Origin of the sequence: Pantoea sp. SJZ147 (assembly GCF_007828605.1) — a bacterium.
Lineage (GTDB): Bacteria > Pseudomonadota > Gammaproteobacteria > Enterobacterales > Enterobacteriaceae > Pantoea > Pantoea allii.
This window is the reverse complement of sequence record NZ_VIVB01000001.1, coordinates 455,096-477,270: the sequence shown is the minus strand read 5'-3', so window position 1 is coordinate 477,270 and position 22,175 is coordinate 455,096. Positions and strand designations below refer to the sequence as shown.

General features: G+C 55.8%; 21 protein-coding genes. 12 read left to right on the top strand and 9 right to left on the bottom strand.

Annotated features, from left to right (window positions below):
- The first annotated feature begins 33 nt into the window (after positions 1-33).
- From hemA to kdsA, 6 genes are read left to right on the top strand one after another with little or no spacing between them, the layout of a single operon-like run.
- Positions 34-1,290, top strand: a complete 1,257-nt coding sequence (hemA, locus tag FBY13_RS02255; protein WP_063879321.1) for a glutamyl-tRNA reductase — start codon at positions 34-36, stop codon at positions 1,288-1,290.
- Positions 1,291-1,332: 42 nt separating this feature from the next.
- On the top strand, positions 1,333-2,415 hold the full coding sequence (gene prfA, locus FBY13_RS02250; protein WP_145393357.1) for a peptide chain release factor 1: 1,083 nt from the start codon (positions 1,333-1,335) through the stop codon (positions 2,413-2,415).
- A complete protein-coding gene (prmC, locus tag FBY13_RS02245) occupies positions 2,415-3,257 on the top strand; it encodes a peptide chain release factor N(5)-glutamine methyltransferase (protein WP_145393356.1) in 843 nt (280 codons plus the stop codon). Before prfA ends, prmC begins: the two co-directional genes overlap by 1 nt.
- 38 nt (positions 3,258-3,295) lie before the next feature.
- Positions 3,296-3,694 (top strand): SirB2 family protein, encoded by a 399-nt coding sequence (locus tag FBY13_RS02240; protein WP_063879324.1) that lies wholly within the window; start codon positions 3,296-3,298, stop codon positions 3,692-3,694.
- On the top strand, positions 3,691-4,500 hold the full coding sequence (gene sirB1 / locus FBY13_RS02235; RefSeq protein WP_063879325.1) for an invasion regulator SirB1: 810 nt from the start codon (positions 3,691-3,693) through the stop codon (positions 4,498-4,500). The genes FBY13_RS02240 and sirB1 overlap by 4 nt, the downstream gene beginning before the upstream one ends.
- Before the next feature lie 25 nt (positions 4,501-4,525).
- Positions 4,526-5,380 carry a 3-deoxy-8-phosphooctulonate synthase gene (kdsA, locus tag FBY13_RS02230; RefSeq protein WP_096012478.1) on the top strand — a complete coding sequence of 285 codons (855 nt, stop codon included), beginning with the start codon at positions 4,526-4,528 and terminating at the stop codon, positions 5,378-5,380.
- Between the two features lie 63 nt (positions 5,381-5,443).
- Here the strand turns inward: kdsA and chaA are convergent, their stop codons facing one another.
- A complete protein-coding gene (chaA, locus tag FBY13_RS02225; protein ID WP_063879327.1) occupies positions 5,444-6,535 on the bottom strand; it encodes a sodium-potassium/proton antiporter ChaA in 1,092 nt (363 codons plus the stop codon).
- Positions 6,536-6,900: 365 nt separating this feature from the next.
- On the opposite strand from chaA, the gene chaB reads away from it, so the two are divergent.
- Complete coding sequence (gene chaB / locus FBY13_RS02220) at positions 6,901-7,131, top strand: putative cation transport regulator ChaB (RefSeq protein WP_063879328.1); 231 nt, start codon at positions 6,901-6,903, stop codon at positions 7,129-7,131.
- A gap of 482 nt (positions 7,132-7,613) precedes the next feature.
- Positions 7,614-8,288: a gamma-glutamylcyclotransferase gene (locus FBY13_RS02215; RefSeq protein WP_164484284.1), complete on the top strand. Its 675-nt coding sequence runs from the start codon at positions 7,614-7,616 to the stop codon at positions 8,286-8,288.
- A 29-nt stretch (positions 8,289-8,317) separates the two neighbouring features.
- Here FBY13_RS02215 and FBY13_RS02210 read toward each other — a convergent pair whose 3' ends face one another.
- From FBY13_RS02210 to FBY13_RS02175, 8 genes are all read right to left on the bottom strand, one after another.
- Entirely contained in the window at positions 8,318-9,724 is a 1,407-nt protein-coding gene (locus FBY13_RS02210; RefSeq protein WP_109716210.1) for a serine/threonine-protein kinase, read from the bottom strand.
- A 44-nt stretch (positions 9,725-9,768) separates the two neighbouring features.
- Positions 9,769-10,722, bottom strand: a complete 954-nt coding sequence (locus FBY13_RS02205; protein WP_109716211.1) for a hypothetical protein — start codon at positions 10,720-10,722, stop codon at positions 9,769-9,771.
- Between the two features lie 13 nt (positions 10,723-10,735).
- Positions 10,736-11,512, bottom strand: coding sequence for a PP2C family serine/threonine-protein phosphatase (locus tag FBY13_RS02200; RefSeq protein ID WP_145393355.1), 777 nt, complete (start codon positions 11,510-11,512; stop codon positions 10,736-10,738).
- Positions 11,509-12,636 (bottom strand): type VI secretion system-associated FHA domain protein TagH, encoded by a 1,128-nt coding sequence (tagH, locus tag FBY13_RS02195; protein WP_145393354.1) that lies wholly within the window; start codon positions 12,634-12,636, stop codon positions 11,509-11,511. Before tagH ends, FBY13_RS02200 begins: the two co-directional genes overlap by 4 nt.
- A gap of 34 nt (positions 12,637-12,670) precedes the next feature.
- On the bottom strand, positions 12,671-13,369 hold the full coding sequence (gene tagF / locus FBY13_RS02190) for a type VI secretion system-associated protein TagF (protein WP_145393353.1): 699 nt from the start codon (positions 13,367-13,369) through the stop codon (positions 12,671-12,673).
- A gap of 13 nt (positions 13,370-13,382) precedes the next feature.
- Positions 13,383-15,491 carry a type VI secretion system membrane subunit TssM gene (gene tssM / locus FBY13_RS02185; protein WP_145393352.1) on the bottom strand — a complete coding sequence of 703 codons (2,109 nt, stop codon included), beginning with the start codon at positions 15,489-15,491 and terminating at the stop codon, positions 13,383-13,385.
- Positions 15,491-16,708, bottom strand: coding sequence for a type IVB secretion system protein IcmH/DotU (gene icmH / locus FBY13_RS02180; protein WP_063879336.1), 1,218 nt, complete (start codon positions 16,706-16,708; stop codon positions 15,491-15,493). Before icmH ends, tssM begins: the two co-directional genes overlap by 1 nt.
- 70 nt (positions 16,709-16,778) lie before the next feature.
- Positions 16,779-17,270: an SH3 domain-containing protein gene (locus FBY13_RS02175; protein ID WP_145393351.1), complete on the bottom strand. Its 492-nt coding sequence runs from the start codon at positions 17,268-17,270 to the stop codon at positions 16,779-16,781.
- Positions 17,271-17,750: 480 nt separating this feature from the next.
- Between FBY13_RS02175 and FBY13_RS02170 the strand changes: the two genes are divergently transcribed.
- The 4 genes from FBY13_RS02170 to FBY13_RS02155 all read left to right on the top strand — a co-directional run bounded on the left by FBY13_RS02170 (position 17,751) and on the right by FBY13_RS02155 (position 22,167).
- Positions 17,751-18,974 (top strand): nitrate regulatory protein, encoded by a 1,224-nt coding sequence (locus FBY13_RS02170; protein WP_096012485.1) that lies wholly within the window; start codon positions 17,751-17,753, stop codon positions 18,972-18,974.
- Positions 18,975-19,233: 259 nt separating this feature from the next.
- Positions 19,234-20,484, top strand: a complete 1,251-nt coding sequence (locus FBY13_RS02165; RefSeq protein ID WP_145393350.1) for a CmpA/NrtA family ABC transporter substrate-binding protein — start codon at positions 19,234-19,236, stop codon at positions 20,482-20,484.
- 11 nt (positions 20,485-20,495) lie between these two features.
- On the top strand, positions 20,496-21,368 hold the full coding sequence (ntrB, locus tag FBY13_RS02160; protein ID WP_063879340.1) for a nitrate ABC transporter permease: 873 nt from the start codon (positions 20,496-20,498) through the stop codon (positions 21,366-21,368).
- A gap of 10 nt (positions 21,369-21,378) precedes the next feature.
- Positions 21,379-22,167: an ABC transporter ATP-binding protein gene (locus FBY13_RS02155; RefSeq protein ID WP_063879341.1), complete on the top strand. Its 789-nt coding sequence runs from the start codon at positions 21,379-21,381 to the stop codon at positions 22,165-22,167.
- Positions 22,168-22,175: the final 8 nt, after the last annotated feature.

Sequence of the window (22,175 nt, the reverse complement as noted above, 5' to 3'; positions counted from 1 at the left end):
TGACATTTATTGGGACAACCCAACTAAAACGCTATGACGCTGCTCGCACTCGGAATCAATCACAAAACTGCACCCATTGCTCTGCGCGAACGCGTTGCGTTCGGGCCGGAGTCGCTGGAGCAGGCCTTAAACAGCCTGTTATCTCAGCCTATGGTGCAGAGTGGCGTCGTGCTATCTACCTGTAACCGAACCGAGCTGTACCTGAGTGTAGAGCAACAGGTCGATCTCCAGGAGCGTCTGGTGCGCTGGCTGTGCGAATATCATCAGCTTGATGAAGCGGATGTGCGTAACAGCCTTTACTGGCATCAGGATAATGAGGCGGTGAGCCACCTGATGCGCGTTGCCAGCGGGCTGGACTCCCTGGTGTTAGGTGAGCCTCAGATTCTGGGCCAGGTGAAAAAAGCCTTTGCCGACTCGCAGCGCGGCCATGCGCTCAGCAGCGAGCTGGAACGCATGTTCCAGAAAACGTTCTCCGTTGCCAAACGCGTCCGTACCGAAACCGATATTGGCGCGAACGCCGTGTCTGTAGCTTTTGCCGCCTGTACGCTGGCGCGTCAAATCTTTGAATCGCTGTCCACGGTAAACGTGTTGCTGGTTGGCGCGGGAGAAACCATTGAGCTGGTGGCCCGTCATCTGAGCCAGCATCAGGTGAAAAAGCTGATCATCGCGAACCGTACCCGTGAACGGGCGGAAGTGCTGGCAAATGAAGTGGGCGCCGAAGTGATCAGTCTGGCCGATATCGATTCCCGTCTGGCCGACGCCGATATTGTGATTACCTCTACCTCCAGCCCGTTACCCATTATTGGTAAAGGGATGATGGAACGTGCGCTGAAAGCGCGCCGTAATCAGCCGATGCTGCTGGTCGATATTGCGGTTCCACGCGATGTGGAGCCGGAAGTGGGCAAGTTAGCCAACGCCTATCTCTACAGCGTCGATGACCTGCAGGCCATCATTGAGCAAAACCTCGCCCAGCGTAAAGCCGCTGCGGTGCAGGCAGAAAGCATTGTCGTGCAGGAATGCAGTGATTTTATGGCATGGCTGCGTTCGCAAGGCGCGGTCAACACCATTCGCGAGTATCGCTCTCAGGCAGAGGATATTCGCGCAGAGCTGGAAGGCCGTGCGTTACAGGCGCTACAGCAGGGTGCCGACCCGCAAAAAGTGATGCAGGAACTGGCCCATAAGCTGACCAATCGTTTAATTCATGCACCAACCAAATCTCTTCAGCAGGCCGCCCGCGACGGCGATAGCGAACGCCTGCAGATTTTACGCGACAGCCTGGGTCTCGATTAGGCACACTGCTGTCGTCATCTGTTACGGGAATCCCACAGTTAAATGAAAACCTCTATTGTTGCTAAACTGGAAGCGCTGCAGGAGCGCCACGAAGAAGTGGAAGCGATGCTGGGCGATGCCGGCGTGATTGCCGATCAGGACCGCTTTCGTGCTTTGTCGCGTGAATATGCTCAGTTGACCGATGTCACGCGCTGTTTCCGCGAGTGGCAGCAGAACCAGCAAGATATCGAAACCGCTAAAATGTTGCTCGACGATCCAGAGATGCGCGATATGGCGCAGGAAGAGCTGCTGGAAGCGCGCGAAAAAAGCGAATTGCTGGAGCAACAACTGCAGCTGTTACTGCTGCCGAAAGATCCCGACGATGAGCGCGACTGCTTTGTGGAAGTGCGCGCCGGTACCGGCGGCGATGAAGCGGCCATTTTTGCCGGTGATTTATTCCGCATGTACAGCCGTTACGCCGAAGCACGCCGCTGGCGGGTAGAAATCGTCAGTGCCAATGAGGGCGAACACGGCGGCTACAAAGAAGTGATCGCCCGCGTGATTGGCGACGGTGCCTATGGTCGGCTGAAGTTTGAGTCAGGCGGACACCGTGTTCAGCGTGTACCGGAAACCGAATCCCAGGGCCGTATCCACACCTCCGCCTGTACGGTGGCGGTGATGCCAGAACTGCCGGAAGCCGAGCTGCCGGAAATCAATCCGTCGGATTTAAAAATCGACACCTTCCGCTCCTCAGGTGCCGGTGGTCAGCACGTTAACACCACCGACTCCGCGATCCGTATTACCCACCTGCCAACCGGTATCGTGGTGGAGTGCCAGGACGAACGTTCCCAGCATAAAAACAAAGCCAAAGCCTTGTCCGTGCTGGGCGCACGTATTCATGCGGCTGAAATGGCAAAACGTCACGAAGTCGAAGCCAGCACGCGCCGTAATCTGCTCGGCAGCGGCGATCGTTCCGACCGTATTCGCACCTACAACTTCCCCCAGGGCCGCGTAACCGACCATCGTATCAACCTGACGATCTACCGTCTGGACGAAATCATGGAAGGCAAGCTGGACAGTCTGATTGAGCCTATCGTGCAGGAATATCAGGCTGACCAACTGGCAGCGTTGGCCGGTCAGGATTAATGGATATCCGTCACTGGCTCAAGCAGGCGGTCGCCACCTTATGCGGGGGCGACAGTCCGAAACGAGACGCCGAGATCCTGCTGGGGTTTGTCACCGGCAAATCCCGCAGCTGGCTGGTGGCCTTTGATGAAACCCTGCTCACGGATGCCCAGTTGCAACAGCTAGAGGTTCTGCTGGCGCGTCGCGCCCGGGGCGAACCCATTGCCCATCTGGTGGGCGAACGGGAGTTCTGGTCGCTGCCGCTAAAGGTGAACGACGCCACGCTGATCCCACGGCCCGACACGGAAATACTGGTGGAACAGGCGCTGGCGCATCTGCCCGCGTCACCTTCGCGGGTGCTGGATCTTGGCACCGGAAGCGGGGCGATTGCCCTGGCGATCGCCAGTGAACGTCCGGATTGTGACATTATTGGCATCGATCGCATTCCTGCGGCGGTAGAACTGGCAAAACGCAATGCCGATTATCTGGCCATCCCTAACGCCACTTTTTTACACAGCCACTGGTTTGCGCAGCTCACGCCTGACCGATTCGACCTGATCGTCAGTAATCCTCCCTATATCGACGCCAACGATCGTCATCTTAACGAGGGCGATGTGCGCTTCGAACCGCGCAGCGCTTTGGTGGCGGACGAGGCGGGCATGGCGGATTTACGGCTGCTAATTGAACAGGCGGTCAACTGGCTGCAGCCTGGCGGTTGGCTGCTGCTTGAGCACGGCTGGCAACAGGATGAAGCCGTGCGTCAGCTGATGCAACAGCACCATTATCTGTCCGTGGCGACGGCGAAGGATTATGGCGGTCATCCCCGGGTCACGTTTGGGCAGGCAGCCTCCGGTCCGGCTTAAGCGCGCGACTGAATACTGAAGAACAACATGGATGAACGATGTTTGCTTACTATCCGCTAATTAAGAATCTGCACCTGCTGACCGTGGCAGTCACCATTTCACTTTTTTTGCTGCGTTTTTACTGGCAACGCGTGGGCTCTGCCATGCTGCAACAGCGCTGGGTGCGCATTCTTCCCCATATTAATGACACGCTGTTGCTCCTGAGCGGCGCATCGCTGGTGATGATCACCCATTTCTATCCGTTTTCGCCTCAGGGAAGCTGGCTGACTGAGAAGCTGTTAGGCGTTATTATCTATATTGCCCTTGGGTCGGTGGCATTAAGTCGCCGCCCTCGTTCTGACCGCACCCGCTGGATCGCCTTTATCGTGGCATTGATTGCGCTGGTGACGATCATTAAGCTGGCACTGAGTAAAATGCCGTTACTGGGGATAGTATGAGCTCCACCGAACAACTTGATTACAGTGAGACGCCGCTGTGTGAGGCAGTGATTGGTGCCACGATGGCCATCCGCACTGACTTTCCGGCGCTGTCGGTTGAAGCACAGTTAGCTGCGTTAGTGGCGGAAGCCCGTGACTACGTCAGTCAGGAACAGGATGCCGATTTAAAGCTCGAAAAGCTGCTGGAGCTGTTTTACAAACAGTGGAAATTTGGCGGAGCCAGCGGGGTTTATAACCTGTCAGATGCACTCTGGCTGGATAAGGTCCTGAAAACCCGTCAGGGCACGGCCGTGTCGCTGGGCGTGATTTTGCTGCATATCGCGGCTGAACTCGAATTGCCCCTGATGCCGGTTATTTTCCCGACCCAGTTGATTCTGCGTGCCGACTGGCTCGACGGGGATAAATGGCTGATTAATCCCTTTAACGGGGACACGCTGGACACGCACACGCTGGAAGTGTGGCTAAAAGGCAATATCAGTCCGCTGGCGCGTCTGTATGATGACGATCTGGACGAAGCCAAAACCGAGAGCGTCATGCGCAAGATGCTGGATACGCTGAAAGCGGCGCTGATGGAAGAGAAGCAGATGGAACTGGCGCTAAACGTCAGCCAGGTGTTACTGCGGATTGATCCAGATGATCCCTATGAGATTCGCGACCGTGGTTTAATTTACGCTCAGCTTGAGTGCGAGCATATCGCGTTAAATGACTTAACCTACTTCGTTGAACAGTGTCCTGAAGACCCGGTCAGCGAGATGATCAAAGTTCAGATTCACGCAATCGAACAAAAACGCGTGACGCTGCATTAAGCGTCACCCCAGATAAGGAAAGGGCATGACACAGAAAGTCGTCAGTATCGGTGATATCAAGGTCGCAAACGATCTGCCATTTGTTCTCTTCGGCGGCATGAACGTACTGGAATCCTACGATCTCGCCATGCGCATCTGCGAGCACTATGTAAAAGTGACCGACAAACTCGGCATTCCTTACGTGTTCAAAGCGTCTTTTGACAAAGCTAACCGTTCCTCTATTCACTCTTACCGTGGTCCTGGCCTGGAAGAGGGCATGAAGATTTTCCAGGCGCTGAAGCAGGCGTTTGGCGTGAAAATCATCACGGACGTTCATGAAGCAGCGCAGGCGCAGCCCGTTGCTGATGTGGTTGATGTGATTCAGCTGCCAGCCTTCCTGGCGCGTCAGACCGATTTGGTTGAGGCGATGGCGAAAACCGGTGCGGTCATTAACGTGAAGAAGCCACAGTTTGTCAGCCCGAGCCAGATGGGCAACATCGTCGATAAGTTTGCCGAAGGCGGAAATGACAAAGTGATTCTGTGCGATCGCGGCAGTAACTTTGGCTATGACAATCTGGTTGTGGATATGCTGGGCTTTAACGTAATGAAGAACGTGACTCAGAATTCGCCGGTCATTTTCGACGTAACGCACGCGCTGCAAACCCGCGATCCCTTCGGTGCCGCCTCCGGTGGTCGCCGTGCTCAGGTGGCCGAACTGGCCCGTGCCGGTATGGCTGTGGGGATTGCAGGCTTGTTTATCGAAGCCCACCCGGAACCGAACAGTGCCAAGTGTGATGGCCCATCGGCGCTGCCACTGGATAAGCTGGAGCCTTTCCTGGTGCAGATGAAAGCCATTGATGATTTGGTCAAGAGCTTCCCGGCGCTCGACACCAGCAACTAAGCGACCGGCTGATAACAAAAAAGAGCGAAAATTCGCTCTTTTTTTTCGTCGCAGGTCAGCGGGTTACAGCATGATTGTCATCAGGTAACCGATAAACAGGGCCAGATGGGCCGCGCCGTTCAGGACATTGGTTCGGCCAGTCGAGAAGCTGAGCTGACACAGAATCAGTGACGCAATCATAATCACCATCTGCGGTGGCTCCAGGCCAAACACCAACTCTTGTCCGGTCAGGGTTGCGATGATCGAGACGGCAGGTACGGTGAGTGAAATGGTCGCCAGCACCGAGCCAAAGAACAGGTTCATGGCGCGCTGGACCTGGTTCATCAACACGGCTCTGATCGCCCCCAGTCCTTCTGGTGACAGAATCAATAACGCCACCAGAAAGCCGGTAAACTGCTTAGGCGCGTTCATCTCGCTCAGTAAATGCTCCAGCGGGTTGGCATTCATCTTGGTCACGGCAATGACCGCAATCAGATGGATAATCAACCAGATAGCGTGCCAGACGCTGCTGTGGGCAGAAGGTTTACCGTGATGGGGATCGCCATCATCGCTTTCATCTTCATGCTCATATACAAACAGGCTCTGATGGGTTTTGGTCTGGATTAACAAGAAAACGCCATACATTGCAGCGGAGATCGCGGCAATCAGCAGTGCCTGGGCCGTCGTGAAGTTCCCTCCGGGTAACGCATTCGGGAACACCAGCACCAGGATGGCCAGCGGAAAAATGGCAATCAGGTACTGTTTTACCCCGGCCAGATTCACGTACTGCGTAGCAAACTTATTCCCGCCCAGCAGTAGCGCAAAGCCGACCAGACCACCGGTCACGATCATGATGATGGAATAAAGCGTATCGCGCATCAGGGCGGGCGCGGCATCACCGGTTGCCATCAGCGCCGAGATTAAGCTGACTTCAAGAATGACCACCGACAGGCTGAGAATCAGCGAGCCATAGGGTTCACCGAGACGATGCGCCAGAACATCTGCATGGCGCACCACGCTGAAGGCGCTGCTAAGAATCGCCACCAGCGCGAGTAAGTTAATACCAACCACGATGGGCAGTGAGGTTTGTGCATTAAAAAAATAGAGTATGCCAAGGGCAATAAGGGGAAGTATCAGTGAAAACTCTTTGTGACGTGTTTTTTCATGTGAAGGCATTCACCATCCTCTCTGCTGAATAAAAGGGGTAATTCATTTACCCACCATTACATTGAAACTTATAGGTTACGCAGTTTAACTTTTCAATCGCACCTAATGTAAAAATTTACCGCTTTTTACTTTTAAAGGGATTTTGCCTGAAAGGCGGATAACTTTATCTTATTGGGGATTTTATTTACTAAATCAGTAACAAACATCAAGCGGCTGCGGCATTATCCTGGATTTTATCAAGATAAAAGTTCAGGGAAGGTTGTCGTTAAGCTGCCATTGAAGGCGAAACCCGTAAAGGCGGTAATAAGTGCGGGTTTGCATTTTCACTCATCTACGCCAGGCTTATAAATTCGCTTGTTAACTGAGGAGACATGATGCCTTACGCTAACCGAAACGACCTTCCCGAGAGTGTGAAAAACGTTTTGCCTGCACATGCTCAGGACATCTATCAGCAGGCTTTTAACCACGCCTGGACAGAGTACAAGCATCCCGATGACCGTCGCGGTGATGAATCCCGTGAAGAGGTGGCGCACAAGGTGGCCTGGTCGGCGGTAAAACATCAATACCAGAAAGGCGATGATGATAAATGGCATCCTAAAAAGTAGTGCCCAGCGCCATTATCACGCGAACGTCAGGTCACTCCGCGTCGTCCTGTAGTCTTTCCCATGGACGGGAAGGCATTTTTCTGTCTCGGTGCGTGCAGGTATTTACGGCTTTATTTCACGCCGAAACGGTCATTTAACGCAACAACCTTGCTCGTTAATCTGGCTATATACGGTCATTAGCGGGTAACCCTTTTTACGTTATTTTTCATCCGCTAAGCCATTCAGACGGCGCGCAAGCAACCTGTAATAACGGGCTGTTACATCTCCTGTTTTTTTAAAATATCCTTTTGGTGTGCAATTAACCTTTCTGTTAATACCGCAATATAGGCAAATTTTTACTTTCTACTCCGACTCTTTCTTGCAACTGATTGTGTTAATAATTAATGTCAGTTTAATGAACAGAGCGTAAATTAGTGAATGTTGAACATAACAGAGCAGAGGAGCCACTTACACAGGACGTGGTGAAAGTCGAGGAGGTCGCATTGCTAACCCGGGAATTCTTATTAAAAGCGGATTGTAAAACATCATTTGGTGATATTGAGGAGACACTCCTGTGGAGTTGTGAACAGCGCGCGGCATCGCTGGCGGCAACCCTGGCCTGTCGGCCCGATCACAGCCCGGTATGGATCTTCGGCTACGGTTCTCTGATGTGGAACCCGGTTTTTGAAGCTGATGAAGTTGCGTCGGCGTCGCTGGACGGCTGGCATCGCGCCTTTTGCTTACGCCTGACTGCCGGGCGCGGCACGGCTTCGCATCCGGGACGTATGCTGGCGTTGAAAGAGGGCGGTATTACCCGTGGGCTGGCGTTTCGCCTGCCGGAAGAACGTCTGCACGACGAACTGGAACTGCTGTGGAAACGTGAAATGATCACCGGGTGCTATTTGCCTACCTGGTGTGAGCTGACGCTGGAAGACGGACGTCGCGTTTCTGCCCTGGTGTTTATTATGGACCCCCGCCATCCGCTGTATGAGGATGATACCTGTCCGCAGGCGGTTGCGCCGTTAATTGCTGCGGCGACCGGGCCGCTGGGTTCAAATGCCCAGTATCTCTTCTCGCTGGAAGAAGAGCTGACCAAACGCGGAATGGAAGAGGACGATCTGATCCGCCTGGCGCATCAGGTACGTGCGCTGCAACAAGACTGGCTGAAGCAGGCCTGAACCATGCACCGATCCAGGCTGGCACCGAATTAATTGGTGGGATTAATCAGCCAGGTGCCGGGTTTATCAATCAGAAGTGACTGACTGCGAAGCCGGTTCCCGGCCCGCACGTCAATACGGTACTGACCGGCGGCCAGATTCAACACCGCAAAACCGTTGCTGCTGGCATGTACCGCAACGGGCTGACCGTTCAGCACCACCTGTTCGTCGCTGGTGAGCTTAAGATAGACCATCGCCAGACCGGCGGGTACCGTGCCGGTAGCCGGTAACGCATGGCTCTTATCAACGAGCGAAGCAGCAGGCGTACGCGTATTCTCAATCCAGACTACTACCGCCACCGCAATCATCGCGACGCCAGCCAGCGCGAGTAATCCCGGCGACAGGCGACGTACGTTGCGTCCGGTTAACGGCTCGGCCATCGTCGCACCGTGATTCATCGCTAACACGACCGGTGGCACGGTCTCGGCTGACGCGGCGTCGCTGATAGACTGCTCATCATTACGCTGTTGCAGGCTGTTCACCACCGCCTCAACGTCGCTGACGGGCAAATCAATCAGCGCGGCAAACTCATCAATGTTCTGCGGGCGATCGTGGGGCTTCATCGTCAGCGCGCAGTCAATCGCGTGCAGCAGCGGCAGCGAGTAGCCCTGCGGTTTACGTGCCACCAGCGGTTGGTAATTATCTTCAATGCAGCGCACCACGCTGACCGGCGGCGGAGAGCCTGTAATCAACGTATGCAACACGGCGCCCAGCGCATAAATGTCCGTCCACGGACCCTGTTCACTTTCGCCTTCTTCACTGTACTGCTCAATGGGCGCAAAACCCGGTTTGAGCATGATTTCAGTTTCGTCGGAAAGGTTGCCAATCTCTTTACGGGCGGAGCCAAAGTCGAGCAGCACCGGCAGCTGATTTTCCTGAATCTGGATGTTATCCAGCGAGATATCCCGATGCAGGTAGCCCGCCTGATGAATGGTGTTGATAGCGCCTAACAGCGGCGGCAGCAGACGACGTATCCAGGCTTCTGAAATCGCCTCATGGCTGGTGACCTGCCACTCTTTTAACGTCATGCCGTTGTAGTAGAGCGTGCCCATGTAGGCAGTGCCGTTCTGTTCCCAGAAGCGCAGGACGTGAAGTAAACCAGGATGGTTAAAACGCGCCAACAGTCGGGCTTCCTGAATAAAGCTGTTCAGGCCCGCGTTAAACAGCTTTTGAAACCGTTCACCGCGCAGCGCCAGTGATAAGTCTTCGGTTCTTACCGCCAGCGACACCGGCATGTACTCTTTAATCGCAATCGTGCGTTCGAGTTGGTGATCCCATGCACGGTAGACAATGCCGAAACCGCCGCCGCCAATCACCTCTTTAATTTCGAACTCGTTAAAACGATATCCGTCAGGCAAGGCATTCGGTATTGTTTTCTGACTGTCATTTGCCGACATAATAGACTCTCTGAACGGGGCCTGCTTGTCAGGCTACGCGGTAATTAATGGATGTTACGCCATGCACCTTCAGCAGGATCGACCCGATCCGCGCGTAAGGCGTCGACAAGTAACACATTCACTTTTTGCGACGATGTCATACCGGTCGCCCAGCGGCTGCGCAGAGCAGTAATGCGCGAGGTCAGCGCGCTGGCATTCTGCTGTGCCGCCGTTTTATCGGCTTTGATCAATAAGGTTCCGTCAAAACGCCACAGATGCTGCTGTACATCAAAGGGCAAGACCATCCAGCTGTCTGGCGCATCGGAACGGGCCAGAATCATGCGCTGGTTATTGACGTCCACAATTTGCAGATGCTGGTCGGATAGCGTCAGGTTGGCAATGGGATAGCCCTGATAAAAGCTGATCGCAAGCGTCTGTGGTTGCGCGCCACCGCTCAGGGTTATGTCACTTTTACCTTCCAGCCAGCCCTCGGCGGAGCACTGCTGTTTACCAATATCAGGCACAAACATAGCCAGCCCACGCGCGTCCCAGGCCGTGCGAAAACGACAGCCGTTTGGTAAGGCGAAATGCTGCAGCGGCGTGCCGTCTGCCGGACGCGACAGGCTGGGCGAGACCGCACTCTGTGCCGGGGCAGTGGCTTTGGCATCGGTATTCACAATCAGTCGCCAGTTCTGCAATTTGCTGGCGCTGCCGCTGGCCAGCACGTTGCCCTCGCTATTGGTCATTTGCCAGGGTAGCACGTCCAGATCGTTACACTGATTGGCTAACAGCGTGCCCACGCGCGGCAAAAACGTTTTTAAAACCTCAGCATCCTGGCCTTTACCCGACACAATACGCAGCGGCAGCGTTTCCTGGCACCACTCATCCGGCGTTTTGCCCGCAACGTTGTCGATATACACTTCCAGTTCAAGACTGGGTGAATACACCACGCGATAATTTTCCGCCTGCGCAGTAAAGGCCATAAACAACGTGGCTATAGCGGGCAACCACAATTTCATAGAATTCCTTTAATCAATAACCTGATGGCAGAAAACGCGCGGAATCGGCCAGCGTATAGAGCAGGGTGGCATCTTGCGGCTCACCAATCCATACGGCCAGTGCGCTAAGGTTGTCTTTCTTTACGTCGCGGCTCACCGCCTGTTCCATTAACATCAGCCACTCGTCACAGGCATTCACCATGCGCAGCGCCTGCTCCATTTCCGTGGTGGTCAGGTTGAGCCAGAAACCGTCGCTACAGACTAAAAACGCATCGCCATCTTCCAGCATGATTTCGTCAGAGAAGCTCACCGGATGGGCAGGTTCTATGCCGAGCGCATTATAGAGTAAATTACTGTTAATTCCGGTATTTTCATAGCCCGCATCGCTTAACTTTTGCGCCAGACTGTGGTCACGCGTGACCTCATTCAGCACCCCGTGACGGAAGTGATAAACCCTGCTGTCACCCGCGTGCGCCCACCATGCGCGCTGTCGCGTACGGTCGATAAACAGGCCTGCCAGCGTGGTGCACATGGTGGAAAAATTCGGATTATTACCCTGGGCTATTTCAAGTAATGATCGGCACTTTTCAACCGCCTGACGGGTAAGGGCTGGCGTCACCTGGTCGCAGGTGAGTAATTGTTCAATCAGAACATCGCACACCAGTTGCGCCGCCTGGTCGCCACCGGGCAAGCCAGCCACGCCGTCGCACACCACAAAGCAGGCTTTGCGTTCATCCAAAATGACGCCGGTTCGATCCTGATTCTCGGCGCGCAGCCCCTGCTGATACTGACTGGCAAAGGCGATATTCATGCGTCATCCGTGCGCGTCTGTGAGTCTTTGTACTGATTCACTTCCATGTCATAGGCATGAAGAAAGGCTTCCCCAAACAGCGTGTGAAAATCGTCTTCGATTTCCCCGGCGGTACGCTGGTAGCGGCGGGTAAAATAGTCCCACAGGGCAGCTTTTTTAAAGGGGGAAAAGGGGGGTTTCGACACCGCGCCGTCCGCGCGTGCCTGTTCTTCCAGCCCCTGAGGATTAAACGACTGCAGCATCGCGGCGATAATCGCGCGTATCCCGGCAATCATGCCCAACTGATGCGCCTGCAGATCGACCAACGCATCGCGCACGGCCTGTTCGGGCTGCATAAAGCCCGGCATCTGGCTTTGATACATCTGCATCAAGACGGTTTTGCCTGAGGGGAGAATTTTGAAGGGATTGTTGGCCTCGTTCAGGATCATCGTCATTTCGGCTTTGACGCCACGTTTCAGAATGGAACGCGACGACAGCAGGGCAACCGTACCTTGAGAAAACAGGCTTAGCATCCGGCCTGTAGTGCGCATTTGCTCTTCGCTGATTACCGTATTGTGGCCGTTTTTCAGCCCCATTCCGTCCAGCAGCGCCGCCACCAGCTTGTCCTGATCCAGCCCGGCGGCAAAAGGCGCATGAAAAGTTTCGCTAACCTGGGGATCGATCGCCAGCCTGGCGTCGCCGCGACGCTCAGGACGCTTCGGTACAGGCTCTTCCGTGACTTCCTCCACCTCCGCATGCTCGGGAATATCCAGCGGATTGCTACGCGTGGCGGCATGGGAAAAAAACGCCAGAGGATCGCTGTTCACGCCGTGGTACGCCGGATCGCGCACGTCGATGGCGTAGTCACCAATGCGCAGTGCGTCACCGTGCTTGAGGTGCACCTGCATGCCGCGCTTAAGCGGCACACCGTTGTGTTCGACAGGCGTAACGCTGCCCTGATTGGTCAAACGGCATTCGCCTTCGCCTGACAGGTGCACCAGCGCCTGCAGACGCGAAATAGAACGGGCTTCATCCGGTAACACCAGGTCGTTATCCTGGCTGCGGCCAATGGTGCCGCCCGGCGGATGAAAGGTGACGGTTTTCACCGGAATATCAGACGTGCATTGTACGATGGTAAATTGCATGAGTTATCCCGTCATGGAGGACAGTAGCAACGCCTCACTCAAACATCGGTGGATAGAGGCCATTGCGTCCCGGCTGTGCACCTGCCGCCGGATTAAACAGTAATGAGAACAGTTCCGCTGTGAGGTTGCCGCTATGCTTGTGTGTGGCATGAACGAAACCGTCACTGCGATTGCTCCACCAGTAACTAATGTGTTGCTGAGGGTCGAAACGTTCGGCGACTTCCTGCCAGCTCAGGGTGCAAGGCAAATCGTGGAAACCGATTACATCCATAATATCGGAGTGCTGCTGTACCGGGATCATCAGCGGCGTCAGCGCCTGAATCTGCTGCTCCAGCTGGGCCGGCGTAAGGCGCTGCGTCACGGCGTTCAGCAGCGTGGCACCCAGTTCCTGAAACCAGTCGCCAGAGATGGTCAGCTGCGCCGGATGCCACTGGGCCAGGGGAAAGCTCAGCAGCGCCAGAAGCGGCCAGGCGCGTCCTACCCGATCGCAGGAGGGCAGCAGACAACCCATCTGCACCTGATTGCGGGTTGGGGTGATCGGTAATACGAAATTCCATACCGGCGCGCGTAAAAAGTCGGCATTCACCGCACCGTCCTGGTGATGCCAGTGCACCAGGCCTTGCTGAAACCAGTGGTTCCAGGGGGCAATAAGTTGCTCGGTTAACCGATGATGCAAAAAGTCCCCCGTCGAGGGCAATTTGCCGTACCAGCCAGGGGCCAGAGATGCAGGCATGTTCACCTCGCCATTATGGGTTATGCGTCGTCAGGCGCTGTGCTTTACGGGGCGCGACGGCCAGCAGGGTATTTCTGTCACCTGCATGGTTTAAATTATCAGCCAGCTTGCCCAACATCAGCGCGTTATCGCGCGCATAAGGCGAAGACTGAATTTGCTGATCCAGCAACTGACTCAAATGCCAGTCCAGCTGCTGCAAATCACGGGCGCTGACCTTGTCCGGTAACGAACGCTGCAGATTCTGCAGCAGCCAGGCGCGGAGAAATTCCCCATCATAATTTCGTGGCTGGTACAGCATCTGATAGGCCCGCAGCGCGTTACGGCTGTATTCGTTATCATCACCTGGGTCGTTACGCAGCAGGTTGGTGATCTGCTGAGCAACGCGCGGCAGTAATAAAGACTTAAGCGCATTTTGATAAAGCGCCCAGGCCGCATCGCTGACCTGATTTCCCCGGTATAACCCCGCTCGCATAGTAAACGGCGGATTATCGAGAGAAAACTGGTCGGACACAGGCAACTTCACCAGGTTATTCAGAAAGGGTAGCAGATCAAAAATATTATCAGCAGGCTGATGTATCACCTGCTGACTTTGTTGTGAGATAACCGGCATTCGCGCCGAAACCTGCTGCAGATAATGTTGGTTTTGATAGTAGCTCACCAACCATAACCCACTCATGATCACCAGCGCACCGGCCAGCATGCCGTAGCCAATCCAGTGTAAAAGCTGATTACGGTATTCCCAGCGGCGGTTGCTGCCCGCCAGGCCGCTCTCTTTAAACACCAGATTACTCAGCAGATCGCGAATAAAAAAGCTCTGGCCTTTATTGCCGGGAATGGGGCTGTTGCGGTTAACGCGATCCCAGGCGGCAATAGAATGGGAACCGGCCTGGCGCAGCTGCAGTTTGCGGCTCAACTCGCCCATGACACGGTCAAAAGGTAATCCTTCCTGAGTGCCGCTGGTAAAAAACAGGCCGCGCGGATTCCAGGCAACGGTGTCAGCACGCTGAGAAAACACGATATCCAGATATTCGCTGAGCAGCGGGCGCAGAGACGAGAACTCCTGCGGAAACAGGAAACACTCTGCCCGCTCATTCAGATCGCGCTCGTGGGTCATCTGATCGGCCAGCTGTAACTGCAGCTTCTGGGCTAACTGCGTAAACTGCAGGTCAAAATGCGGATGCCAGTCCTGCTTATTCGGCTTGCCGGCGTCCCAGGGGAAGGTGAACCCCCAGATAGCATCGCGTCGGGCTTTATCCAGCGTGCCGAAGTAGCTCATGAAGCCTTTCAGCAGGTCGGTTTTGGTCAGCATGATATACACGGGGAAGTGAATGCCAGTGTGCTGATGCAGTTCGGTCAGGCGTTCGCGCAGGGCGTTGGCCTGCTCAAAACGCGCCTCGGCCGAATCGCTCAGCAAATCCGCCACGCTGATGGTCATGATGACGCCATTAATCGGCTGCCGGGCACGATAGCGTTTCAGCAAATTAATAAAGCTCTGCCACTCACTGGCGTCGCGGGCGCGCTGGCTTTCCTGAAGCGCATAGCGCCCGGCGGTATCGATCAGTACGGCACTGTCGGTAAACCACCAGTCGCAATGACGTGTGCCGCCGACGCCGCGCACCGCCTCGTGACCAAAGGTATCGGTAAGAGGGAACTTCAGTCCGGCATTCAGCAGCGCGGTGGTTTTACCGGCACCGGGCGCGCCAATCATCAGATACCAGGGCAACTGGTAGAGATAGTTGGCGTTGATGCGTGCCCACAGGCTGCCCTGACGGCGACCAAAATGGGTGCGTTTCAGGCGCATGGCCGCGTCGCTGAAACGCTGGCTCAGCAGCGCTTCAGTCGCCTGACGCTCGGCGGGATCGTCGCTTTCTACGACCTGCAGCCGATCCAGAAGACGGCTGTTATACCAGGCACGGTAAACCGCAGGGATCAGCTGAAGCACGATCCAAAGCAGATAAAGGATGCTCACCGCGATCTCGCGGTGCAGGGCAGGCTCAAGCGGACGGGTTTCATCCCACGCAATAAGCGGCCCCAGCATCCACAACAGGCAACTCAGTGCCGTGACGCCAATAAAGCTCCACAGCAGCCGATGCGTTAAAAATAAGCGAAATGAAGCGCGCATCAGTGTGTTCCTTGGTGAGTGCTCAGTGTTTCAGGGGCGGCAAACAGCGTGATTTCAACCCGTCGGTTACGGGTTCGGTTTTCGCTGCTGTCGTTGGGCAGCAGGGGATCGCTGTCACCGCGTCCTTCCGAGCGGATCACATGCGCATCGGCAAGCTGAACCTGCAGCAGCTGGCTGACGGCACGCGCCCGGGCAAAAGAAAATTCATAGCTGGAGGCAAAACGGCTGCCGTCCACGGGTTTATCATCGGTAAACACCGACACCAGAATCGTGCCCTTAACATCTTTCATCGCGCTGGAGACCCGCGCCAGAATGGCCCGGCCCACCGGGTTGATCACCGTGCCTTGCTCGGCAAACAGCTTGTCCGCAGGAATAATGACCTTGCTGCCAAAGGCACCGTCACTGACTTCCAGTTGACCGGCGGCGATCACATCATTGAGCCGCTGGCGCAAATCGAGCAGGGCCTGAGGCGAAGAAGGGCGGCGATTTACCGTGATTTGCGGCAACGGCATGTTATACAGGCTGCGCAGCAGCGGCTCGGCCGCATTGCCCAGCCGCCAGTTTAGCCCGCTGTAAATCAGGCAGCCAATCAGGGCGACGAGCATTGCACAGGCCCAGAGCGGCACCATCGGACGTGCAAGCGTGCTGACCAGCGGATGCACCTGCACCAGCGGAGGGGAATCGGTGCTCTGCTGGGCGCGGGTTTCATCGATGAGGACTTTTAACCGTGCCCGCAGGCTGTCGCACTGTGCCCGGCCTTTTTCACTGCCCCGGTAGCGACCTTCGTAACCTAATAACAGGCAGTAATGAATGATTTCCAGCAGCCAGAGATGCTGCTGCGGGCTTTGCGAGATACGGGACAGCAGCTGAAAGAATTTTTCACCGCCCCAGCTTTCATTGTGAAACGTAACCAGCATGCCGTTTCCAGACCAGACGCCGCGCGTGCCCCAGGGCGTTTGCGCGGCGGCCTCATCCAGAGCGCTGCAGATGCAGTAACGCGCACCAATGATCATTTCAAACGGCAGGCCCGCCTGCTTACAGCGTTGCTCAAATACCCGCACCTCATCCATCAGCGACTGACGTAAACCCGCCGGGTCATCATGAGTCGCGGCCTGACGAATTTGCACCACCGCATTCAGCAGTGGCGCGGCAGCGTTAAGTAAAAGATTTTCTGTACCCGAGGTCGTAACCTCTCGCGGTGATGATTCCACGCTCATTACTGTGTGTTTTTCCCGCGACAGGTAGCGTTTCTGGCAGAGTGCCCAGCACGGCAGGTGTTAAATTTCATTAGTTCAGAATCCAGGTCGCCGTCGCGGTATTACGGCAGGCTTTGCTGTCGCCCCCGACGTCAACGCACACTTGTTTTGTTTTCCGCGGACGCGGACTGTCATTGCGTAAGGTGTCATCGTAACGATGCGTTTCCACGCCCGCCTTTAACGGCACGTAACCGGTTAACATCCCGTCCGGTTTATCGGCAATGGCCAGCCAGTGGTTCTCGACGCTGCCGAGGACCTCAAAAGGTTTTCCAGCCTCAAGATAACGGACGACCTTGCCGCCGTAGTCAGGTTGGGTCATCACCGACGCGTTATACAGGGCGCGCCAGGTTTGATTAACGGGCGTAAAGGTTGTCGGGGCAGCTACCGCATGGCGGTGTACCAGCTTCACGCCTTGAATATCACTGGTGACCAGCGTGTCATCATTCACCGAGGGCGGTGGCGTTTTGCAGCCGGACAATAACAGTCCAACTGACAGGATAAACGCTAAATTATTTTTCACCATTTTCCTCACGATATTATCAATATACCTGCATGTTGTTCATCAGAACACGACCGTTCACCTTCACAGGGGAAGCGCAAAAGGGTAGGCAAGCCGGTAAGATAAACGGGCAAATGACATTCATTCTGTACCGCGCTCAGTCTACCTAAGACTTTTGAGAATTCAAACCATTGCACCCAATGATATAGCATGGTAAAGCGCGTTCATCATCTTCTTATCCCACCGCCCTGATGCGCCGGTTCCGCCGCCCCTGAATCGCAGAGAAAGCGGACGCTGTCAGGGCCGCCTGACAAGCCGGTTGCATAATGTCACATTCAGATGACAGGCAAAAAAAGAGTAAGCGTTCTTAACGACTTAATGGCACGCAATGCCTGGCCGGTGATGAATACGGTCATTGTTTACGCGTCACAATCTTTAGGGACGGTGAACCGGAAGCGGCATGGCTTTTGCTTTATTCTTTTTTTGCATTGAGAGAGATGAGCAATGGATGACGCACTGAGCTGGTTGCAGGCCTCACGGCAAAGCGATATCGCCAGTCTGGAGCGACTTCGCCAGACCGGTAAATTAATTACCACGGTGAGTGAATTAGTCCATCAGCTACAGCGCGAACGTGGTGCCAGCAACCTGTGGATTTGCTCACAGGGGCGGCTGTATGGCGAGGAGCGTGAGGCGAGTGAACAGGATGTCAGCCGCAGTCAGCTTGCCTTTTGTCAGGCATTACCCAGGGCGGAGGCACAGCCGGGATACAGCCGGTTCTGCAACCTGATAGCCGCCGCCTTGCAGGCACTGGCAGAATTGCCCGCGCTGCGCCAGCAGATCGCTGGTCTGAAGATTACCCACGCGCAGGCCATGATGGCGTTTAGCCCTGTTATCCGAAGTTTGCTCAATCTGGTCTTTGAAGCCGCCGACACATCCAGCCACCCGGAAATTACCCGGGCACTCATTGCCCTGTTTAGCTTTATGCAGGGCAAGGAGTTGACCGGACAGGAGCGGGCACAGGGAGCCGCCGGATTTGCGGCCGGGCAGTTTAGTGCCGAACAGCGCAGTACGATGGTGGCATTAATCGAAGCGCAGGAACAAAACTTCAAAACCTTTCAGCAGTTTGCGGATGAGGCGGTGCTTCTCAGCTGGCAGCCTCTGGCCCAGCCAGGTCGGGAAATCGAACGGCTACGGCGCATCGCCTGCACCGATGGCAGACGCGACGACAGCGGTGCACTGCACTGGTTCTCACTGCTTTCGGAGCGCCTCGATCAGATGAAGTCGCTGGAGGATCAACTCTCTGCCGTGCTGATGTCGCGCTGCCGTGACGCTATCGCCCTGGCACAGCATCAGGCCGGTGAACCCTTAAGTGTGGCGCAGTCAGGCTGCAATTTTACCCTCTATGTCTCAGGCGCAGACTGGCTGGAGAATCAGCCTGCTGCCCTCAACAGCGAGGGGCTCGCTCCCCAGCTCGGGCGATCGTTACTGTCGTTGATTGGTGAACAGTCCCAACGCCTGCAGCGCCAGGCTAACGAGCTGGCCGCGATGCGCGCCACGCTGGAAGAGCGCAAGTTACTCGACCAGGCTAAAAACTGGTTAATGCAGCAGCACGGCCTGAGCGAAGAAAACGCATGGCAAATGCTGCGCAAAAGCGCGATGGACCAGAACAAACGCTTACCGGAAATCGCCCAGGCGATCGTAACGGTTGCCGCCACGGTGAAGCGCTAACCCGAAAGTGTTAGCTGCACAACGCTTGTGCGTGATCTGCGTCACTACCGTGCAAAAACGGTTAAAAAACCATCGCGCAGGCCCGCGCAAGGCTGTTTGACCGCACTCCTCACTCTGGCACGCGGTTTGCTTTACCTTAATGAGTATGTGTATTTGCTTTGCCAACGGCGGTAGAGCGAGTGCTTTGGATAAAGGCGTCCATCCCTCTGTGAGAGCAGTGGGGAGGACGCCTTTTTTTTATCTCTTCAGGGTGGCAAAGATGAGCAAATCGCCAGTTTCACTTTCTCGTCGTCAACTGCTGTTATCCGGCGCAGCCGTCGGTGGACTCTGGCTATTGCCGGGATTGCGCAACGCAGTGTGGGCGGCGGGTTCCGATGCCCCAGAAAAACCGACCGTGCGCGTCGGCTTTATTCCCCTCACCGACTGTGCGCCGGTGGTGATGGCCTCGGTTAAAGGGTTTGACAAGAAATATGGTCTGACGCTGCAGGCCAGCAAAGAAGCCAGTTGGGCGGCAGTGCGCGACAAACTCACCTCGGGTGAGCTGGATGCCGCACACGTGCTCTACAGTCTGATCTATGGCCTGCAACTGGGCGTTGCCGGTCCCCAGCATGATATGGCGAACCTGATGACGTTGAACAACAACGGTCAGGCCATCTCTCTGTCGAACCAGCTTAAAGCCCAGCAGGTAACCGACGGTGCAAGCCTGAAAAAGGCCATCGACGGCCAGGCGAAAGGCAGCTTCACCTTCGCCCATACCTTTCCCACCAGCACTCACGCCATGTGGCTCTATTACTGGCTGGCCAATGCCGGAATCAACCCCTTTGACGATGTGCGCACCGTCGTGGTGCCGCCGCCGCAAATGGTGATGAATATGAAGATTGGCAACATGAGCGGCTTCTGTGTCGGCGAGCCGTGGAACCAACGCGCCATCAGCGACAATATCGGCTTTACTGCCGCCACCAGCCAGCAGATTTGGCCGGATCACCCTGAAAAAATCCTGGGCACCCGCGCTGAGTGGGTCAACGCCAACCCGAATACGGCCCGTGCGCTCACTGCCGCGGTGCTGGAGGCTGCCCGCTGGATCGATGCCTCGGACGATAACCGCCGTGAAACGGCCCAGGTGCTGGCCGGGCGGGCCTGGATCAACACCAAACCCGAAACGCTGGAAGGACGCATGTTGGGTCAGTACGAAAACGGGCTGGGTCAAAAATGGCAGGACCCCCACGCCATGCGCTTTTTCCACGACGGCAGCGTCAGCTTTCCTTATCTCTCTGATGGCATGTGGTTCCTGACTCAACTGAAGCGCTGGGGGATGGTGAACAACGATCCGGATTACCTGGCGGTCGCGAAGCAGATCAACCGTATTGATATCTACAAACAGGCTGCCAGCGCGGTCGGCAACGTCACGCTGCCCGGCAGCGACATGCGCAGCAGCACCTTAATCGATGGCAAAGTATGGGATGGCAGCGATCCAGCCGCCTACGCTGCCAGCTTCGCTATTAAACGTTAAGAGAGGCCGTGATGAAAACCCAGACTCGTCCACTGGCGCAGCCGGTAACCGCGCCCAGCCAGGCAACGGTAGTTCCCCTTCAGGTTACGCCTAAAAAAGTACGACCGCCTGCGCGCTTACGTCCGCTGTTACAGCGTGCGATTCCGGTGCTGTGCGGCGTTCTGCTCCTGCTTCTGGTGTGGCAGATCGCCGCGCTGTACAGCCAGGGCTTTCCCGGGCCTTACGCCACCTGGGAGGCGGCTAAAATTCTGTTCGCCGATCCCTTTTATAACAACGGCCCCAACGATCAGGGCATCGGCTGGAACGTCCTGGCCTCGCTGCAACGTGTGGCTGTTGGATTTGGTCTGGCGGCGCTGGTGGGCATTCCCGCTGGCTTTCTGCTGGGTCGCTTCACCTTTGTCGCGCGGATGTTCAATCCCATCATCGCCTTGCTGCGCCCGGTCAGCCCGCTGGCCTGGTTGCCTATCGGCCTGCTGCTGTTCCAGCGCGCGGAACCGGCCTCAAGCTGGACCATTTTTATCTGTTCGATCTGGCCGATGATCATCAACACCGCTGAAGGCGTGCAGCGCATCCCGCAGGATTACCTCAACGTGGCGCGCGTGCTGCAGCTCTCCGAATGGACCGTTATGCGCCGCATCCTGTTTCCTGCCGTGTTGCCTGCCGTGCTTACCGGCGTGCGCCTCTCCATTGGTATTGCCTGGCTGGTGATTGTTGCGGCCGAGATGCTGACCGGTGGTCTGGGGATTGGCTTCTGGATCTGGAACGAATGGAACAATCTGAACGTGGAAAACATCCTGATTGCCATTCTGCTGATTGGTGTGGTTGGCCTGCTGCTTGAGCAGGGACTGATGCTGCTGGCGCGTCGTTTTAGCTGGGATAAATAAGGAGAACACCATGCAACCTATCATTCGCGTACAGCAGGTCAGCCAGCGTTTTACTACCTCCGGCGGGGATTTCCTGGCGCTCGATAACGTCAGTTTCGATATCCATCAGGGGGAAACCCTGAGCCTGATCGGTCATTCCGGCTGCGGTAAATCAACCCTGCTGAACCTGATTGCGGGCTTAACCCGACCCACCAGCGGCGTGCTGCTGTGTGATAACCGTGAAGTGACCGGCCCTGGCCCTGAGCGGGCGGTGGTGTTTCAGAACCACTCTCTGCTGCCGTGGCTGACGGCGTTTCAGAACGTGGAGCTGGCGGTGCAGCAGGTCTTCAAAGGCAAGATGCACAAGGCGGAGATGCACGACTGGATCGAGCATAACCTGAACCGGGTGCAAATGAGCCATGCCATGCACAAGCGCCCCGGTGAGATCTCCGGCGGGATGAAGCAGCGCGTCGGCATCGCCCGCGCCCTGGCAATGAAGCCGCGCGTTTTATTACTCGACGAGCCTTTCGGTGCACTGGATGCCTTAACGCGCGCGCACCTGCAGGACAGTGTGATGCGTATACAGCAGGAGTTGAATACCACCATCGTACTGATTACCCACGACGTGGATGAAGCGGTGCTGTTGTCCGATCGGGTGCTGATGATGACCAATGGCCCGGCCGCCCAGGTTGGCGACATCCTTAAGGTCGATCTGGCGCGACCGCGTTCGCGGGTGGCGCTGGCAGAGGATGCGCGTTATCACCAGCTGCGCCAGAAAGTGCTGCATTTTCTCTACGAAAAACAGACGTCGGCGGCGTAAGGATTACA